4 protein-coding genes and 1 pseudogene are annotated in these 3,106 nt (G+C 63.5%); 3 read left to right on the top strand and 2 right to left on the bottom strand.

Annotated features, from left to right (window positions below; genetic code table 11):
- Positions 1-720: DEAD/DEAH box helicase (locus L5014_RS38415; RefSeq protein ID WP_238469074.1), on the top strand; the 720-nt coding region annotated here is incomplete at its 5' end.
- Between the two features lie 57 nt (positions 721-777).
- Here L5014_RS38415 and vapC read toward each other — a convergent pair.
- Together vapC and L5014_RS38405 are read right to left on the bottom strand one after the other, a co-directional pair.
- Complete coding sequence (vapC, locus tag L5014_RS38410; RefSeq protein ID WP_338019402.1) at positions 778-1,182, bottom strand: type II toxin-antitoxin system VapC family toxin; 405 nt, start codon at positions 1,180-1,182, stop codon at positions 778-780.
- Positions 1,179-1,373, bottom strand: coding sequence for a type II toxin-antitoxin system VapB family antitoxin (locus tag L5014_RS38405; RefSeq protein ID WP_028215418.1), 195 nt, complete (start codon positions 1,371-1,373; stop codon positions 1,179-1,181). Before L5014_RS38405 ends, vapC begins: the two co-directional genes overlap by 4 nt.
- Positions 1,374-1,658: 285 nt before the next feature.
- Between L5014_RS38405 and L5014_RS38400 the strand changes: the two genes are divergently transcribed.
- Both L5014_RS38400 and L5014_RS38395 read left to right on the top strand, forming a co-directional pair.
- Positions 1,659-2,651 (top strand): DNA-binding protein, encoded by a 993-nt coding sequence (locus L5014_RS38400; RefSeq protein ID WP_238469072.1) that lies wholly within the window; start codon positions 1,659-1,661, stop codon positions 2,649-2,651.
- A 173-nt stretch (positions 2,652-2,824) separates the two neighbouring features.
- Positions 2,825-3,106: pseudogene (locus L5014_RS38395) on the top strand (hypothetical protein); the annotation flags it as partial.

Here is a 3,106-nt window from a genome sequence, read left to right as displayed (position 1 = left end):
GTTCATGCGCGCTATGTGCTGGGTCTGACCGCGACTCCGGTGCGGCGCGACAGCCAGCAGCCCGTCATGTTCATGCTGTGCGGACCGATCCGGCATGCGGCGAAATCCCCGGCCAGCGCGCCCCGGATGCTCGAGGTGTTCCCGCAAAGGCTCACCGCCGCAGTGGACATCGCGGCCGACGCGCCAATCCAGGCGGTGTTCGCTCAGCTCGCGCAGGACACGCCGCGCACGCAGATGATCGCGGCGGCTGTACGTGAACAGTACAGGCAGGGGCGGAACGTGCTGGTACTCACCGAGCGGACAGACCATCTCGAAAGCCTGCAGCAGATGCTGCAAGACACGGTACAACCGCTGTTCGTGCTGCACGGTCGCCTCGGCCGGAAAGCGCGGGTGGCACAGCTGGCTGCCCTTGACGCGCTGGCCGGTGACACGCCCCGCGTGGTGCTGGCGACTGGCAGGCTCGTAGGTGAAGGCTTCGACCATCCGGCGCTGGACACGCTGGTGCTGGCCATGCCGGTTGCGTGGAGGGGCACGCTGCAGCAGTACGCCGGCCGGCTGCACCGCGAGCATGCGGGCAAGACCGGCGTACGGGTGATCGATTATGTGGATGGCGGCCATCCGGTGCTGCAGCGCATGTGGGAGAAACGCCAGCGCGGCTACCGGGCAATGGGCTATCAGGTCCGCACGCCTGGAGAAGATATCCAGCTCCAGTTGGCCTGAAACCGGTGGTGAATTCGTATTCCGTATCGTTTCTTACTGTTTGCTGTCACCGGCACGTTAGTCGTCGCGCATTGCAGACTGAAGACCGAGGTGCTCGACGAACGGATCGAAATCCCGGTCGCTGAAGAGCAGCGGCGCACCGTTTTCAATGCACCACGTCGCGATCAGCGTATCGATGGTTTTGCGGATCGTTACGCCCTGCGCTCGCAAGATGCGGTAATTCCGGGCCGCCTGAATGGCGTTATCCGGTCCCACCAGCGAGACGACATCGAATCGCGTCGTCATCAGCTGCCGGGCAGTATTGAACGCCGAGTCGGCGGCAAATCCCTGTAGCACCTCGGCGACGATCAGGTCGCCGGTGACCAGCACCTCCCGGCCCAGCAGGGCATCCAGTCGGCTGGCTTGGGGTGAAGCCAGCCCCCGGAAGTAGTCGATCCACACGCTTGAATCGACGAGTATCACTGGTCGCGCCTCATGGCATCCAGGTCGCCTTCCCACGGTAATTTGCCGCGGAACTGGCGAATCTGCTCCTGCTGCTTGAGCCGGATGATCGTTTTCAGGCCAAGCTCGACCGCTTCACGTTTGGTCCGGATGCCCGTTGCGGCAAGCGCTTCGGCCATCAACCGGTCGTCGATCTCGATATTGGTACGCATGGCGCGCCTCGTAAATGTGTATAAAACAATTGAATTATACACATCAAACGCTTGTGGTCCACGCTCCGGGTTGCGACATCCCAATTTGACCAGCAATCCCCCGGAGATCGTCTTCCATATTTCGTACCGGTTGTGCGGCGGAACAAGCCGGATTCGGAGCATCACACTGGATAATCCTCCTTTATCGCAGGCCAGCCACACTCACATCCGGCCGCCCTTGACCGCGTACAGTGATACGTATATACATGGTACGTAATACAGTACGATACTCGAGCGAGGAAACAGATGGCCCGCACCGGTCTTACGCGCATGGACGTAAAGCGCGCCCGCGACGCGTTGCTCGCGCAGGGGCAGCACACATCGATCGACGCGATACGTATCGCGCTCGGCAACACGGGCTCGAAAACCACGATCCACCGGTACCTGAAGGAACTGGAGGAAGATGAGGGGGCGTCACTCACACGCGCCGGGTCGCTCTCGGACGCGATCCAGGATCTGGTGGCCCGGCTCGCGGCCCGCCTGCATGAAGAAGCACAAGCCCTCGTCGACCAGCAGGCCGCCGCTGCGGCCGCGCAGCGCGAGCAGGCGCAGTCCGAAATCGCAAGGCTCGGTGCTGAGCTGGCCACGGTGCGGGAGCAACTCTCCGGCGCGACCGCCGCCCTTTCCGCGGAGCAGGAGGCGCACGCCGGGACTCGCGTGGCGCTGCATCAGCGCGACCTGGACGTCGAGCGGCTCACCCAGCAGGTACGCGACCAGACCGAGCGCCTTGTCGAGCAGGAAGGCTTCCGCCTGTCGCTTGAGGCCAAGCTCGTGCATGCGCGCGACTCCCTTGAGCACTTCCGTACGGCCGCGCGCGAGCAGCGCGAACAGGAAGCGCACCGACATGAGCAGCAGGTCCAGCAGGTGCAGGCTGAGCTACGCCAGGCGAACCAGACGGCCATCGTCCGGCAGAACGAGATCACGCAGCTGAACCGGGACAACGCGCGGCTCGTCGCAGAAGCGACGGCCACGACCAGGCTCGCACGCGATCAGCAGGCACATGGCGAGGCGCTGCAGTCCGCCCTCAATCGTGCGCTCACCGATCGGGCGCGCGCCGAGGCCGAGCGCGACGCAGCGCAGGCGGCAGCCGATGCGCGGGCAGCCGAGCTGCTCCAGGTACGCGAGGCTCGCGACTCGCTCCGCGCGGACCTCACGAAGCTGGCCGCGCAGCTCGAAGCACAACAGCAGCTCCTGGTGGACTACCGGATGCGGCTGGGCGGCGCGGACGCGGCTGGCTGAAAGCGCCGCATCGCGTGCCGAAAGGACGTCACAATGGCCACGCGCACGCCTTTCGGCGCTTGCCATGAAGCATTCCGGCTTGCGCGTCGGCCCGGACTTTCATGGCTCCGCCGGGTTACGCACCAGCACATTCACCTTCTTCTCTTCCATGCGCTTCGCTACGGGAATCTGGCATGAGCGAATACCAATACTACGAGTTTGCATGCGTTGACCAGCTGCTTACGGCGACCCAGCAGGCAGAGTTGCGCAGTTTCTCCACGCGGGCCACAATCACCGCCTCAAGCTTCGTCAACGAATATCACTGGGGAAACCTTGAACCGCCCCGGGTTTCCCGGAGATGCTATGGGAGCTGTGAAAGCAAATTCGTAGGAGTAAAACGAGAGTCGCAGACTCGTTTTCTTCCGAAGGAGCACACAAAATGGATATGCCTGATACGGCCCTCCACGGTCACGATA

It is taken from the genome of Paraburkholderia tagetis, assembly GCF_022213065.1.
GTDB lineage: Bacteria > Pseudomonadota > Gammaproteobacteria > Burkholderiales > Burkholderiaceae > Paraburkholderia > Paraburkholderia tagetis.
This window is presented reverse-complemented; position numbering and strand designations above follow the sequence as displayed.